The sequence below is a fragment of the Nitratireductor luteus genome (assembly GCF_026162365.1).
Lineage (GTDB): Bacteria > Pseudomonadota > Alphaproteobacteria > Rhizobiales > Rhizobiaceae > Chelativorans > Chelativorans luteus.
Window position 1 is genome coordinate 153,846 of record NZ_JAOANW010000013.1, and the last position, 13,712, is coordinate 167,557.

The following is a 13,712-nucleotide window of genomic DNA, read 5'->3' on the forward strand; positions in this document are numbered from 1 at the left end:
AGAACAGTTCAAAACTGACTGGCGCAGCCTCGCGTGGCAAGCCGCGTAAATAGGACGGCTGGCCTTGAAAATTCAAGGAAATAACGCCGCCGCCGCTACAAATGTGGCAACAGACGTCAAAGTATCGCGAAGGATATGATCACAAAGCGCTTCTATCTCGATCATAATGCCAGCGCGCCGCTCGCCGCAGCGGCGCGGACGGCGATGTTGAGCGCTTTGGAAATCGATGCCAATCCGTCATCGGTGCACGGTGAAGGCCGGCAGGCCCGGCGTCTGGTCGAAGACGCGCGCCGCGCCGTCGCAGCGCTGGTCAATGCAAAGGCCGAGCACGTCGTTTTCACCTCCGGCGCAACGGAGGCCGCGACGACCCTGCTGACGCCCGGCTGGACCATGGGACGCGCACCTTTGACCTTCTCGCGGCTTTATGTGAGCGCGGTCGAACATCCTTGCCTGCTCTCGGGAGGGCGGTTCACACCAGATGCGATCACGATCCTGCCGGTCCTTGAAAGCGGTTTGCTTGATTTGCAAGCGCTGAGCGATGCGCTGAAGGCGCATGACCGGTCGAAGGGGCTGCCCCTTGTCGCCATCCATGCGGCCAACAACGAGACGGGCGTCATCCAGCCCGTCGACGCGATTGGCGCCATAGCGCGCGCAGCCGGGGCAACGCTCGTTGTTGATGCGGTTCAGGCTGCGGGAAGGCTGGAGATAGACATTTCAAATGATTATGCCGATTTCTTGATTCTTTCCTCGCACAAAATCGGCGGGCCGAAGGGCGCTGGCGCCATCGTCGGCGGTTCCGACCTGATGATGCCCGGTGCGCTGGTTCGCGGCGGCGGACAGGAAAAGGGCCATCGCGCGGGAACCGAGAACGTCGCGGCGATTGCCGGCTTCGGCGCGGCGGCGCGTATCGCGGGCGAGGGGCTCGCGACGGTCAGTGAAGTCGAAGCGCTGCGCGATGCGTTCGAGGAGGCAGTCATGGAACTGGTTCCTGACGCAGAAATACACGGCCGTGGCGCACCCCGGCTGCCCAACACGCTTTTCTTCACGATCCCCGGCCTGAAAGCGGAGACGGCGCAGATCGCATTCGATCTGGCCGGCATCGCCCTTTCGGCAGGCTCGGCCTGTTCGTCGGGCAAGGTCGGGCCGAGCCATGTGCTCAAGGCGATGGGCAAGGGCGAGGACACGGGCGCGCTGCGCGTTTCCATCGGCGCACAGACGGGGGGCGCAGAACTCGACGCTTTCAAGGTGACGCTTGGTGGCATTGCCGCCAGACGGCGAAACAACGAGGCGGCGGCATGAATTTGCTCCTTATGGCGCCAACTTCACCTTGTCTGGACCAATAAAGTGGAGAAGAAGACACATATTTTTAGCTTGCGGCGATGAAGTCCGCGCCAAGGCTTACTAAATAAGGGCGTAAGGCGTCCGACATGGAAGCTGCCGAACCTTGAATTCGGCATGAAGGAGAAATGCTGATGCCTGCAGTGCAGGAAACCATCGATCAGGTCCGCAAGATTGACGTGGACCAGTATAAATACGGCTTCGAGACGCTCATCGAGAGCGACCTGGCCCCCAAGGGACTGAATGAGGACATCATACGCTTCATTTCGGCCAAGAAGGGCGAGCCCGATTGGATGACGGAATGGCGTCTTTCCGCCTACCGGCGCTGGCTGACGCTGAACGAGCCCTCATGGGCGCGCGTTTCCTATCCCAAGATCGATTTTCAGGATCTGCACTACTACGCCGCGCCGAAGAACACGCCGGGGCCGACGTCGCTCGAGGAGGTCGATCCTGAGCTGCTGCGTACTTACGAAAAGCTCGGTATCCCGCTGAAAGAGCAGGAGATTCTTGCCGGTGTCCGCAAGCCGGGTGAAATGAGCCAGGCCGATGGCGAAGACGAGCCCGGCGATAACGTCTACAATTCCGGCCGCGTGGCCGTGGACGCCGTGTTCGATTCCGTCTCGGTGGTCACCACCTTCAAGAAGGAGCTCGCCAAGGCGGGCGTCATCTTCTGTTCGATATCCGAAGCCATCCGCGAACATCCCGAGCTGGTGCGGAAATATCTGGGCTCGGTCGTGCCGATCTCCGACAATTTCTACGCCACGCTCAATTCCGCGGTCTTCACCGACGGCTCCTTCGTCTTTGTGCCGAAGGGCGTTCGCTGCCCGATGGAGCTTTCGACCTATTTCCGCATCAACGAGAAGAACACCGGGCAGTTCGAGCGCACGCTGATCATCGCCGAAGAGGGCGCCTATGTCTCCTATCTGGAGGGCTGCACCGCGCCGCAGCGCGACGAGAACCAGCTTCACGCAGCTGTGGTTGAACTGGTGGCGCTGGACGATGCCGAGATCAAGTACTCGACGGTCCAGAACTGGTATCCCGGCGATGCCCAAGGCAAGGGCGGCATCTACAATTTCGTCACCAAGCGTGGCGATTGCCGGGGCAACAATTCGAAGATCTCCTGGACGCAGGTCGAGACCGGCTCGGCGATCACCTGGAAATACCCATCGTGCCTGCTGCGCGGCGACAATTCGCGCGGCGAATTCTACTCGATCGCCGTGTCCAACGGGCACCAGCAGATCGATTCAGGCACGAAGATGATCCATCTCGGCAAGAACACGTCGAGCCGCATCATCTCCAAGGGCATTTCCGCCGGCCACTCGAACAACACCTATCGCGGCCAGGTCTCCGCGCACCGGAAAGCGACCAACGCGCGCAACTTTACCCAGTGCGACAGTCTGCTGATCGGCAATGACTGCGGCGCGCACACGGTGCCCTATATCGAGGCCAAGAACGCAACGGCTCAGTTCGAGCACGAGGCGACAACCTCGAAGATCTCCGAAGACCAGCTCTTCTACGTCATGCAGCGCGGCATTCCCGAGGAGGAAGCCATCGCGCTGATCGTCAACGGCTTCGTCAAGGAAGTCATCCAGGAGTTGCCGATGGAGTTCGCCGTCGAGGCGCAGAAGCTCATCGGTATTTCGCTTGAAGGCTCGGTCGGCTGATCGGCACTGAATTTTTGGGAAGATATAAAAGATGCTTGAGATCAAGAACCTGCACGCCCGTATCGCCGAGGACGGCACCGAAATCCTGCGCGGCGTGAACCTGACCGTGAAAGCGGGCGAGATGGCCGCCATCATGGGACCGAACGGTTCTGGCAAGTCGACGCTCTCCTACGTACTGGCCGGGCGCGAGGACTATGAGGTGACCGAGGGCGACATTCTCTACAATGGCGAGTCCATCCTCGAGATGGACCCGGCGGAGCGCGCCGCCGCCGGTCTATTTCTCGCGTTCCAGTATCCGATGGAGATACCGGGTGTGGCGACCATGGAGTTCCTGAAGGTCGCGGTGAATTCGCAGCGCAGAGCGCGCGGCGAGCCGGAATTGAAGATCCCAGAAATGCTGAAGCGGGTTCGCCAGGCAGCCGACGAGCTCGACATGGACATGGCGATGCTCAAACGGCCGCTCAATGTCGGTTTCTCCGGCGGCGAAAAGAAGCGGGCCGAGATCCTCCAGATGAAGCTGCTGGAGCCGAAGCTTTGCGTGCTGGACGAGACGGATTCGGGCCTCGATATCGACGCGCTCAAGATCGTGGCCGACGGCGTCAACGCGCTGCGTTCTCCCGATCGGGCGATCGTTGTCATTACCCACTACCAGCGCTTGCTCGACTATATCGTGCCGGACACCGTGCACGTGCTCTACAAGGGGCAGGTGGTCAAGTCGGGCCAGAAGGAACTGGCGCAGGAGCTTGAAAAGAACGGCTACGCCGGCATCATCAACGAAGCGGCCTGAGGTGCGTGAAATGAATGTTATCACGCAGATGAAGCGGACAGCGGCCGAAGATGCGCTGATCGACAGCTATGGTGTGCGCGTGGCGGATCTGCCGGGCGATGCAAAGGTGACGGTAAAGCGGGACGAGGCGGTAGAACTGCTGAAGGCCGGCCTGCCCACGCGTAAGGTGGAAGCGTGGCACTATACGGATCTGCGCCGCCTCTTAGCGTCGGTGCCGGGGTTCGACCTTCAGGCCTATGCCGAGCCGGTGGAACCTCTCCTCGCCGGTGCTTCGGTGCTTCCGGTGCTGAACAGCGTGGCCGGACGGGCGGCAGCGCCAGATGGCGCGGGCCTCGCGACCTTTGCCGAGGGGCTTGCCTCAGGTGAATTCGCCGCCCTTTTGGGCGCCACCGGCCACGACGATACCGTTTCCACCATCAATTCCGCCCTTGTCGCCGACGGCTTCGTGCTGGACATCCCGGCTGGGGCGGAACTGGCCGCGCCGGTGGAACTGCAGAATGTTCATGGTGGCGGCCAGGCCCATTCGCGTTTTGTCGTCACGACGGGCGCAGGGGCGAAAGCCACCATCGTGGAGCGCCAGACCGGCAGCGGCGCGGCGCTCGTCTCCTCGATCAGTCACCTCGATGTCGGCGACGATGCCGAAATCAACTACCTGATCATTCAGGAACAGCCGCAGGATGTGAGCTATCTGGGTCAGATCAATATCAGCATCGGCAAGGGCTCCAGGCTCACGCTGTTCGTCATGAACACCGGCGGCAAGCTGGTGCGTCAGGAAGTGCGCGTCGTGGCCGAAGGCGAGGGTTCGCAGTTCAAGCTGCGCGGCGTCAATCTTCTGTCGGGAGACAGCCACACGGACGTGACAATGGTGCTGGACCATCTGGCTCCGCATACCGTTTCGACCGAGACTTTCCGCAACGTCGTCACCGGCAAGGCGGAAGGCGTGTTCCAGGGGCAGATCCGCGTTGCTCGAAATGCGCAGAAAACCGATGCCAAGATGGCCTGCAACACGCTGCTGCTTTCGGATGAAGGTTCCTTCTCCGCCAAGCCGGAACTCGAAATCTTCGCCGACGACGTGGCTTGCGGCCATGGAGCAACGGTGACCGAGATCGAGCACGACCATTTGTTCTATCTCATGGCACGCGGCATCGAGGAGAAGGTGGCCCGGGGACTGCTGGTGAAAGCCTTCGTCGCCGAGGTGATCGAGGAACTGGAAGACGACGCCGTCGTCGAGGCGCTTGAAGCGAAGATCGGCGCGTGGTTCGCCGAGCACGGGTGAGGCGCCGCCCGTCACTTCCTGGCCGACCGCAGGGAGAGCCGGGACCGTTGGGTTCGCGGGGCCGATCTTCGTAGAAGGGGCAGTCGGCGCTGACATGCGCCAAGGCGAGGCCCTTCGACAAGCTCAGAGGGGCCGTGCGTTACGATGCACGGCCAACGGATCCCGGACAGCCCTTGGGGCTTCCGGGATGACCGGAAGTTGCAAACAGGAAGGTTGAGGCAGTGGACCAGAAGGTCGAAAACAAGAGCTATGACGTCGAGGCCGTCCGCCGCGATTTTCCGATCCTGGCGCGCGAGGTATACGGCAAGCCGCTGGTGTATCTCGACAACGCCGCCTCCGCGCAGAAGCCACAGGCAGTGATCGATGCCGTGACTGATGCCTATTCGAACGAATACGCCAATGTGCATCGCGGCCTGCATTTCCTTTCCAACGCGGCGACGGACGCCTACGAGAAGGCGCGCGAGACCGTGCGGCGCTACCTGAACGCGCCCAGCACCGAAGAAATCGTCTTCACCAAATCGGCGACCGAGGCCATCAATACCGTGGCCTATGGCTATGCCATGCCGCGTATCGGCGAGGGCGACGAGGTGGTGCTATCGATCATGGAGCACCACTCCAACATCGTGCCGTGGCATTTTCTGCGCGAAAGGCAGGGCGCCAAGCTGGTCTGGGCACCGGTCGAGGATGACGGCTCCTTCTCGCTGGAGAAGTTCGAAGCCTGCTTGAGCGAACGCACGAAGCTGGTGGCCATCACCCAGATGTCCAATGTGCTCGGCACCGTCACGCCGATAGAAGAGATCGTCCGCATTGCCCATGGGCGCGGCATTCCGGTGCTGGTCGACGGCAGCCAGGGCGCAGTGCACATGCCGGTCGACGTGCAGGCGCTGGGCTGCGACTTCTATGTCTGCACCGGCCACAAACTCTACGGCCCCTCGGGCATCGGCGTCCTCTATGGCCGCAGGGAGATGCTCTCCGAGATGCGGCCGTTCCAGGGCGGCGGCGAAATGATCGAGGATGTGACGGAGGACAACGTCACATATAACGAACCGCCGCACCGTTTCGAAGCGGGCACACCGCCCATCGTGCAGGCGATCGGCCTTGGCGCGGCGCTGGAATATGTCGAAGGGCTGGGCCGTGAGAACATCGCCGCTCACGAAGCCGACCTTGCAAAATATGCCCATGAGCGCCTTGGCCAGATCAATTCGCTGCGCATTTTCGGCAATGCGCCGGGCAAGGGCGCCATCCTGTCCTTCGAGCTGAAGGGCATCCACGCGCACGACGTTTCGATGGTGATCGACCGCTCGGGCGTGGCCGTCCGCGCCGGCACCCACTGCGCCCAGCCGCTTCTGAAACGGTTCGGCGTGACCTCGACATGCCGTGCCTCATTCGCCATGTATAATACACGGGCCGAGGTGGACGCCCTGGCCGAAGCGCTGGACAAGGCGCGCAATTTTTTTGGGTGAAGCAATGAGCGAGATCGCAGAAGACAAGCCGACCGAGGCCATGGATGCCCCGAAAACGGCATCGGCGTTGCCCGAGGAGGAACTGGCGCGCCTGACCGACGACATCGTCTCGGCGCTGAAGACGGTCTATGATCCCGAGATCCCGGCCGACATCTACGAGCTCGGCCTGATCTACAAGATCGACATCGAGGACGACCGCTCGATCAAGATCGACATGACACTGACGGCGCCGGGCTGCCCGGTTGCCGGTGAAATGCCCGGCTGGGTGGAAAACGCGGTGAGCGCGGTGGAGGGCGTGGGCAATGTCGAGGTCAACATGGTCTTCGACCCGCCCTGGACCCCCGACCGCATGTCGGAAGAAGCGCAATACGCGGTGGGATGGTACTAGCCGGCACAATGGCCGGTTGCCCTCGATCCCGCTCGATCGCGAGCCTGCGGGTGCTTGCAACCTGCTTCGGACTTGACCATCTTAGGCGTTGAGGACCTTCCGCGAGTCTTGAGCTCGCAGTGAATGGAGAAATTTATGGGCCGGTTTCAGGTAATATCCATCACGGACGCAGCGGCTGCCCGCGTGCGTGAGATCGTCGATACGCGGGAAAGCGCCCATGGCGTGCGCGTCGGCATAAAGAAGGGCGGCTGCGCGGGCATGGAATATACGGTCGACCTTGTCACGGAGCCGGACTCCAAGGACGACCACATCGAGCATGAGGGGGCGCACATCTATGTGGCGCCGGAGGCCGCGCTGTTCCTCCTGGGAACCCAGATGGACTTCGAGACGACGAAGCTGCGCACCGGCTTCACCTTCAAGAACCCGAACCAGAGCTCGGCCTGCGGCTGCGGCGAATCCGTCGAGCTCAAGCCGGCCGATCTGAAGGCGCTGGCAGAAGCACGCGCGGAGGGTGCGGCCGGCTAATCGACCCACATGCCGTTTCGCCGGTGCCATGCGGCAATCGATTCTTCCGGGTAAAGATCGAAGGTCACGTCAGCATCGCGGACGTTCGGCTCGACCCAGCTGGCCTTGTATCTCAGCATGAGATGCACCCGGCTGGGCGCCGCGGGCAGCTCGGTGTCGATGGCCGATGCGAAGGGATGGACGAGGTCCGGCCAGGTCGGGTCGTAAAGCCACAACGCCGCGCCGCATTCGCGGCAGAACCGGCGCTCGCCGGTCGATATCTCGCAACGGGGACGCTCGTCATCCTCGATCTCCGCCCGGTAAAGGCCAAGATGCTCGCCGCCTTCGACGACCAGCGTCGAGGCATTTGCTCCGAGATTGATCGCATACCCGCCGCCGCCCTGCTGCTTGCGGCATATGGTGCAGTAGCAGAGCTGGTAGGGGACGGGCGTGTGGCTTTCGACCGCGAACCTGACCGCGCCGCAGCGGCATGAGCCTTTCAGCATCATGGGCATGGATGAACCTCCAACGGGATGGGCACAGGAGGAAGTCTAGAGCAGATCATCGCTTCACTGAAACGCTGATCTGCTCAATCTACTTGTTTTTTTCGCATTTGTGCGACGTCAGGTGATTCCACCTGACTGCAAAATGCTCTAGACTTCCTGGCCGTCCCTGTCAGCCGCCGGGGACCGTCTCCTGACAATCCAGGGAGGGAAGATCCGCGACCTGTCCACGCCCGCGCGAAAACAGCGCGCGACGGGCAAAGATCAGACCTTGCCCGGCACTTTCATGAAATCGGGGATATCGTTGCCGAAGCCGATGGGCGCATCGCCCTCGTCGCGGTCTTCGCGGCGGCGCGGCGCGCGCTGGCGCTCGGTCGAGCCTGCGTTGGCGGACTTGATCTCGTCCCGGCGGCGCCGCTTGTCGGCCTGCTTCTCCGGAGCCGGCCGGCTGGCCCTGGCCGGCTCGCCGGCCTCGGCCGGTTCGGGAGCCTCGGCTGGCTCGGGCGCCTTGGCTGGTTCGGGCGCTGTCTCGCGGCGGCGGCTGCGCTCGCCGTCCTTCCTGCCGCGTCCCGATGGCTTCTCGCCGCGTTCGCTACGGCCGCCACGGCGCGGCCTCTCGTCGGCCTCTTCCTCGGCCGAGACGGTGCTGAGATCGCCATCGAACCACTCGATCTTCTGGCCGATCAGCTTCTCGATGGAATCGAGATACTTCACGTCCGATTTCGAGGTGAGCGTGAAGGCCTTGCCCGAGCGTCCCGCGCGGCCGGTACGGCCGATACGATGCACATAGTCTTCCGCATGGGTCGGCACGTCGAAATTGAAGATGTGGCTTACATCGGGAATATCGAGGCCGCGTGCGGCGACGTCCGAAGCGACCAGCAGCCTCAGCTTGCCGGCCCGGAAACCCTCCAGCATCGCCATGCGCGCCCGCTGATCCATGTCGCCATGAAGCGCGCCAGCATCGAACTCGTGGCGCACGAGCGAACGGAACAGCGTCGCGACCTCGGTCTTGCGGTTGCAGAAGATGATGGCGTTCTTCAGCGCGTCGCCCTCGGCGGTGATGAGCTCGCGCAGGCGCTGGCGTTTGGCCCAGGGCTTCGATCCCGTCTTGACCAGGCGCTGGGTGATGTTGATCGCCGTCGATGCCGGCCTGGAAACCTCGATACGAACCGGAGCCTGCAGGAACTGCTGGGTGAGCTTGGTGATCTCCGGCGGCATGGTGGCCGAGAAGAACAGCGTCTGGCGGGTGAAGGGGATCAGCTTGCAGATACGCTCGATGTCGGGGATGAAGCCCATGTCGAGCATGCGGTCCGCCTCGTCGATGACGAGAATTTCGACGCCTGTCAGAAGCAGCTTGCCGCGCTCGTGGTGGTCGAGAAGGCGGCCGGGGGTGGCGATCAGCACGTCGGCCCCGCGCTCCAGCTTCTTCTCCTGCTCGTCGAAGGAGACGCCGCCGATCAGAAGCGCGATGTTGAGCCTGTGGTTCTTGCCGTATTTGACGAAATTTTCCTCGACCTGGGCCGCCAGCTCGCGCGTCGGCTCCAGTATCAGCGTTCGCGGCATGCGCGCCCTGGCGCGCCCGCGCTCCAGCCGCGTCAGCATGGGCAGCACGAAGGACGCCGTCTTGCCGGTGCCGGTCTGGGCGATTCCCAGCACGTCCTTGCCCTGCAGCGCATGGGGAATGGCGCCAGCCTGGATCGGGGTGGGGATCGTGTATCCGGCGTCGGTGACGGCGGAGAGCACTTTCGGCGAAAGGCCGAGCTCTGCAAATGTCACAGCTTGCTGTGTGTTTTCTTCGGTGTCTGACACGTAATGGCTGTCTTTGCTTCTCAAGAATTGTGGCTGTTGTCGGGTCTTTGAGCTGATCAGGCGCTCCCGATCCTGATGGGCCGCAGCGTCGGCTGCCGTCTGGGGCGCCGGAGAACTTCCGCGTACGGGCGGAACCGCGCGTTCGATCAACACGATATGCCCCGCAGCGATCAAATGAACGCACGCGGAAGCAATGTCAACAGCGCGATTGCCTCCCGGCCTGCCGAAAGGCGGATTCCGGCGGAACGGGAGCGCTTTTCGCAATAAGCAATCAGTAGCGGAATTGTTCCGACAGGACGCGCTCGTCCCACGAATGGCTCGCGTCGAACAGGAGCGTCACCGTCCGGTCATGCGCTTCGCGCACCCGCACGCGCCGCACGGACTTGATTTCCGTATGGTCCGCGACGGCGTTGACCGGGCGCTTTTCGTGTTCGAGGATCGTGAAGTCGACCGTCGATTGGTTGGGCAGCAGCGCGCCGCGCCAGCGCCGCGGCCGAAACGGACTGACCGGCGTCAGCGCCAGGAGCGGGGCGTCGAGCGGCAGGATGGGGCCGTGCGCCGAGAGATTGTAGGCAGTCGAGCCGGCGGGCGTCGCCACCATGACGCCGTCGCAGATCAATTCCTCCAGCCGCACCTTGCCGTCTATGGCGATGCGTATCTTGGCCGCCTGATAGGATTGACGCAGCAGCGACACCTCGTTGATCGCCATCGCTGTGCGGGTACCGCCGTCAGCCTCGGTGACGGTCATCTCCAGCGGGCGGACGGTTTCGGGGATGGCCGCCGCGATCCGCTCGCGCAGGCCTTCCTCCCGGTATTCGTTCATCAGGAAGCCGATGGTGCCGCGGTTCATGCCGTAGATCTTCTTGTCATGACCCATCATGTCGCGCAGTGTTTGCAGCATGAAGCCGTCGCCGCCAAGCGCGACGATCACCTCGGCATTTTCCGGCTTTTCCTGGCCGTAGAGGACCGACAGCCTGGCCGCGGCGTCGCGCGCGTCTTCGGATTCGGTCGACACGAAGGCGAGGGAGAGGGCGGAGGACTTCATGGGAATGGCGGCTTCCGATCGTTTTCCAAACATGTCCGCGCGCAAACGGCCATCCCGGTTAGCACGGGCGGATGCCGCTGCAAAGCGCAGGTGTTCCGGCTGGAATAATCTGGAGAATGGTGCCCCCGGCAGGATTCGAACCCGCGACCCCCTGATTACAAATCAGGTGCTCTACCAACTGAGCTACAAGGGCATGGCGCCGCGCATACCATAATCGGGGGCCGAGGGAAATGAAAACTCGTCTTCCGTTTTTCCACCCTCAAGCGCCGGGCGGGCGCATCCGCGCCCTTGGCTTACGGCGCACGAGCGCTGACGGGCGGGCGGCTCGGCCGCCCTGCATTGAGTGAAAAGGCGCACCTGCGGTGCGCCGGCGGCCTTGCCATTTTCGCTGCGCAAAAACGGAGATCACCACCAACCGCTAAAGGCCGCCCAGATGCCGTCTGGCGATGTAGAGCGAGACGGCTGCCGCGTTGGACACATTGAGCGAACGAATGGCGCCCGGCATGTCGAGCCGGGCGAGCTTGGTTACGGTTTCCCGTGTCTTGTGGCGCAGACCCTTGCCTTCGGCGCCTAGAACCAGCGCGACCTTGCTCCCTTTGAGCGTCTCCTCGAGGACAAGCGGGCCATCGGAGTCAAGCCCCACCGTCTGGAAACCGGCGCTATGCAGTCCCGTCAGCGCATCGGCGAGATTGCGCACCTCGATATGGTCGAGATGTTCGAGCGCGCCCGAGGCCGATTTTGCCAGCACGCCCGATTCGGCCGGACTGTGCCGCCCCGTCGTCACTAGCGCATCGACGCCGAAGGCTACCGCCGAGCGCATGATGGCGCCGACATTGTGCGGATCCGTCACCTGGTCGAGCACGAGCACCAGGCGCGCATCGCCAAGGCTGGCAAGGGTGCGTGTCTTGCGCGGTCGGGCCTCGATCAGCACGCCCTGGTGGACGGCATCGGGGCCGGTGAGCGTGTCGATCGCCCTCGGCTCGACCAGTTCGGCGGGAAAGGGCAGGGCGTCGAGGGGCCCGAGCTCCAGCCGCTGCGCCGCGTTGCGGGTGATGAACATGCGCGCGATCTTGCGGTCGGGATTGTCGAGCGCGGCACGCACGGTGTGCAGGCCGTAAAGACGCACCAGACCTTCCGGCGGAGCCGATGGCGGCTGCGCGGGGCCGCCCTGCCGCTCCCGATGGGCCCGGCGCAGGCGTGCGTAGTGGCTGTCTTTTGGCGTTTTGCCGTTGTTTTCGTTATTCATCGCGCCCCTATAGACGAGGATCGGCCCGCCCGCCATCCGCCTGAATGCGGCCTGCGACATTTTTCTGACACCGATGCCCCCGGCGCTGTTGACAGAAACAAGCCCGGTGGCCATAAGGCGCATCGCGGATTTAAGACGCGGCCTGCGGGCGGCGGAAGAGTCGCGACTGAACTCGTTGCACGGTTCCGGCGACAGCACGGAGGGGTGTCCGAGTGGTTAAAGGAGACGGACTGTAAATCCGTTGGCTATGCCTACGCTGGTTCGAATCCAGCCCCCTCCACCACTGTCGGCCAGGTAATCGTGAATGCGGGTATAGCTCAATGGTAGAGCAGCAGCCTTCCAAGCTGAATATGCGGGTTCGATTCCCGCTACCCGCTCCAGCACTACAGCGAACACTTGCCGATATCGCATTCATAGGCTTCGCATCTCCGCCAGCATTGCTGGAAACAGCCTTCATGTGGCCGTTTTCGTCCCATTGTCATGCGCGAATTCTTTTTTGAATAAGATTCTTTGGTACATCGGCTGCGCTGCTTATGGCTTTTTTATCCCGTCTTCGCCCCGCCTCATCTACGAAACGCCAAACCTCACACGGTAAGGACGCTGTCGCTGAAGCTGGCGACCCAAGGCGCTTCACCTCGGTCGAAGCGCGCATCGATACGGCCGCGCACCAGATCCTCGATCGGCTGCCGGCGCACGGCCTTTCGGGCGGACTGGTGGAGTTTCTCGTCTTCGGGTTGAAGCAGGCTTGGGCCTGCCTCTTCGGCGGTGCGATCCTCTTCCTGATCATTACCTCGGTCTCGCCCGCTATGACTTTCTCTTTCTTGCCGCGCTCGCCATCCAGCTTGCGATGCTTCTTTTTCGGCTGGAGACGCTGGCCGAGGCGAAGGTGATCTTGATCTTCCATGTGGTTGGTACGGCGATGGAAATCTTCAAGACCGATGTCGGCTCGTGGATCTACCCGGAGGAAAACCTCTTCCGCCTCGGCGGCGTGCCGCTGTTTTCCGGCTTCATGTATGCGGCGGTCGGCTCGTATTTGGCACGCATCTCACGCATATTCGATATGCGCTACGGCCACTATCCGCCGTTGTGGACGACCGTGGCCTTGGCTGCGGCCATTTACACCAACTTTTTCGCGCACCATTTCATCGCCGACCTGCGCTACGCGCTTCTTGGGGTGACGGCGGCGCTGTTCTTTCGCACGGTGGTGCATTATCGCGTGTTCCGCCTCTGGCACCGAATGCCGCTGCTCTTGGGCTTTCTGCTCGTTGCGCTGTTCATCTGGCTTGCCGAGAATATCGGCACCTGGTCGCGCGCCTGGATGTACCCCGGACAGGTGGAAGGCTGGACGCCGGTTTCGATCCAGAAGCTCGGCGCGTGGTATCTTCTGATGATAATCTCCTTCGTGCTGGTGACGCTGGTGCACCGGCCAGGAAGGCCGGATGAAGAGGATTGAGAGGCCGCGCCGACCCATTGCCGACAAGAGGGGCTTGTTTTTTGCGACCTTTGCCGCTAATCGCCCCCGCATCTGACAATTCCAACTATGCCGCCCAAGGGAAATTGAGATGGCCAAAGGTAAATTCGAGCGTAACAAGCCGCATGTGAACATCGGTACGATTGGTCACGTTGACCATGGCAAGACGTCGCTGACGGCTGCGATCACGAAGTATTTCGGCGAGTACCGGGCCTACG

Annotated in this window: 12 protein-coding genes, 3 tRNA genes and 1 pseudogene; 11 read left to right on the forward strand and 5 right to left on the reverse strand. The window is 62.5% G+C overall.

Going from position 1 to position 13,712, the window contains the following annotated elements:
* Positions 1-135 precede the first annotated feature (135 nt).
* The 7 genes from N1058_RS18305 to sufA all read left to right on the forward strand — a co-directional run bounded on the left by N1058_RS18305 (position 136) and on the right by sufA (position 7,441).
* Positions 136-1,299 (forward strand): cysteine desulfurase family protein, encoded by a 1,164-nt coding sequence (locus N1058_RS18305; RefSeq protein WP_265519046.1) that lies wholly within the window; start codon positions 136-138, stop codon positions 1,297-1,299.
* Positions 1,300-1,472: 173 nt separating this feature from the next.
* Positions 1,473-3,002, forward strand: coding sequence for a Fe-S cluster assembly protein SufB (gene sufB, locus N1058_RS18310; RefSeq protein ID WP_265519047.1), 1,530 nt, complete (start codon positions 1,473-1,475; stop codon positions 3,000-3,002).
* A gap of 31 nt (positions 3,003-3,033) precedes the next feature.
* The gene (gene sufC / locus N1058_RS18315) at positions 3,034-3,789 is read left to right on the forward strand and encodes a Fe-S cluster assembly ATPase SufC (protein WP_265519048.1); all 756 of its coding nucleotides are present in this window, start codon (positions 3,034-3,036) and stop codon (positions 3,787-3,789) included.
* 10 nt (positions 3,790-3,799) lie between these two features.
* Positions 3,800-5,065: a Fe-S cluster assembly protein SufD gene (sufD, locus tag N1058_RS18320; RefSeq protein ID WP_265519049.1), complete on the forward strand. Its 1,266-nt coding sequence runs from the start codon at positions 3,800-3,802 to the stop codon at positions 5,063-5,065.
* A gap of 221 nt (positions 5,066-5,286) precedes the next feature.
* Positions 5,287-6,528 (forward strand): cysteine desulfurase, encoded by a 1,242-nt coding sequence (locus tag N1058_RS18325; RefSeq protein WP_265519050.1) that lies wholly within the window; start codon positions 5,287-5,289, stop codon positions 6,526-6,528.
* Positions 6,529-6,532: 4 nt separating this feature from the next.
* Positions 6,533-6,916, forward strand: coding sequence for an SUF system Fe-S cluster assembly protein (locus N1058_RS18330; RefSeq protein WP_265519051.1), 384 nt, complete (start codon positions 6,533-6,535; stop codon positions 6,914-6,916).
* A 135-nt stretch (positions 6,917-7,051) separates the two neighbouring features.
* Positions 7,052-7,441, forward strand: a complete 390-nt coding sequence (gene sufA, locus N1058_RS18335; RefSeq protein WP_265519052.1) for a Fe-S cluster assembly scaffold SufA — start codon at positions 7,052-7,054, stop codon at positions 7,439-7,441.
* On the opposite strand, the gene N1058_RS18340 is transcribed toward sufA, so the two are convergent.
* The 5 genes from N1058_RS18340 to N1058_RS18360 all read right to left on the reverse strand — a co-directional run bounded on the left by N1058_RS18340 (position 7,438) and on the right by N1058_RS18360 (position 12,023).
* Complete coding sequence (locus N1058_RS18340) at positions 7,438-7,935, reverse strand: GFA family protein (RefSeq protein WP_265519053.1); 498 nt, start codon at positions 7,933-7,935, stop codon at positions 7,438-7,440. The two genes, sufA and N1058_RS18340, sit on opposite strands and share 4 nt — an antisense overlap.
* Before the next feature lie 252 nt (positions 7,936-8,187).
* Positions 8,188-9,732 carry a DEAD/DEAH box helicase gene (locus N1058_RS18345; protein ID WP_420848011.1) on the reverse strand — a complete coding sequence of 515 codons (1,545 nt, stop codon included), beginning with the start codon at positions 9,730-9,732 and terminating at the stop codon, positions 8,188-8,190.
* A 271-nt stretch (positions 9,733-10,003) separates the two neighbouring features.
* Positions 10,004-10,777 (reverse strand): NAD kinase, encoded by a 774-nt coding sequence (locus N1058_RS18350; protein ID WP_265519054.1) that lies wholly within the window; start codon positions 10,775-10,777, stop codon positions 10,004-10,006.
* Positions 10,778-10,894: 117 nt separating this feature from the next.
* Positions 10,895-10,970, reverse strand: a tRNA-Thr gene (locus N1058_RS18355).
* A 225-nt stretch (positions 10,971-11,195) separates the two neighbouring features.
* Positions 11,196-12,023, reverse strand: a complete 828-nt coding sequence (locus N1058_RS18360) for a TrmH family RNA methyltransferase (RefSeq protein WP_265519060.1) — start codon at positions 12,021-12,023, stop codon at positions 11,196-11,198.
* A gap of 198 nt (positions 12,024-12,221) precedes the next feature.
* Here N1058_RS18360 and N1058_RS18365 point away from each other — a divergent pair.
* From N1058_RS18365 to N1058_RS18380, 4 genes and pseudogenes are all read left to right on the forward strand, one after another.
* A tRNA-Tyr gene (locus N1058_RS18365) sits at positions 12,222-12,306 on the forward strand.
* Between the two features lie 23 nt (positions 12,307-12,329).
* Positions 12,330-12,403: transfer RNA gene (locus N1058_RS18370), tRNA-Gly, on the forward strand.
* A 291-nt stretch (positions 12,404-12,694) separates the two neighbouring features.
* Positions 12,695-13,476 (forward strand): annotated as a pseudogene (locus N1058_RS18375) (DUF817 domain-containing protein).
* A 109-nt stretch (positions 13,477-13,585) separates the two neighbouring features.
* Positions 13,586-13,712: GTP-binding protein (locus N1058_RS18380; RefSeq protein WP_265519061.1), on the forward strand; the 127-nt coding region annotated here is incomplete at its 3' end.

Bases quoted from the DNA above. Each gene is read 5' to 3' on its own strand.
- sufD (WP_265519049.1), top strand. From the start codon at position 3,800: ATGAATGTTATCACGCAGATGAAGCGGACAGCGGCCGAAGATGCGCTG.
- N1058_RS18330 (WP_265519051.1), top strand. From the start codon at position 6,533: ATGAGCGAGATCGCAGAAGACAAGCCGACCGAGGCCATGGATGCCCCG.
- N1058_RS18305 (WP_265519046.1), top strand. From the start codon at position 136: ATGATCACAAAGCGCTTCTATCTCGATCATAATGCCAGCGCGCCGCTC.
- sufA (WP_265519052.1), top strand. From the start codon at position 7,052: ATGGGCCGGTTTCAGGTAATATCCATCACGGACGCAGCGGCTGCCCGC.
- N1058_RS18340 (WP_265519053.1), bottom strand. From the start codon at position 7,935: ATGCCCATGATGCTGAAAGGCTCATGCCGCTGCGGCGCGGTCAGGTTC.
- N1058_RS18360 (WP_265519060.1), bottom strand. From the start codon at position 12,023: ATGAATAACGAAAACAACGGCAAAACGCCAAAAGACAGCCACTACGCA.
- sufC (WP_265519048.1), top strand. From the start codon at position 3,034: ATGCTTGAGATCAAGAACCTGCACGCCCGTATCGCCGAGGACGGCACC.
- N1058_RS18350 (WP_265519054.1), bottom strand. From the start codon at position 10,777: ATGAAGTCCTCCGCCCTCTCCCTCGCCTTCGTGTCGACCGAATCCGAA.
- sufB (WP_265519047.1), top strand. From the start codon at position 1,473: ATGCCTGCAGTGCAGGAAACCATCGATCAGGTCCGCAAGATTGACGTG.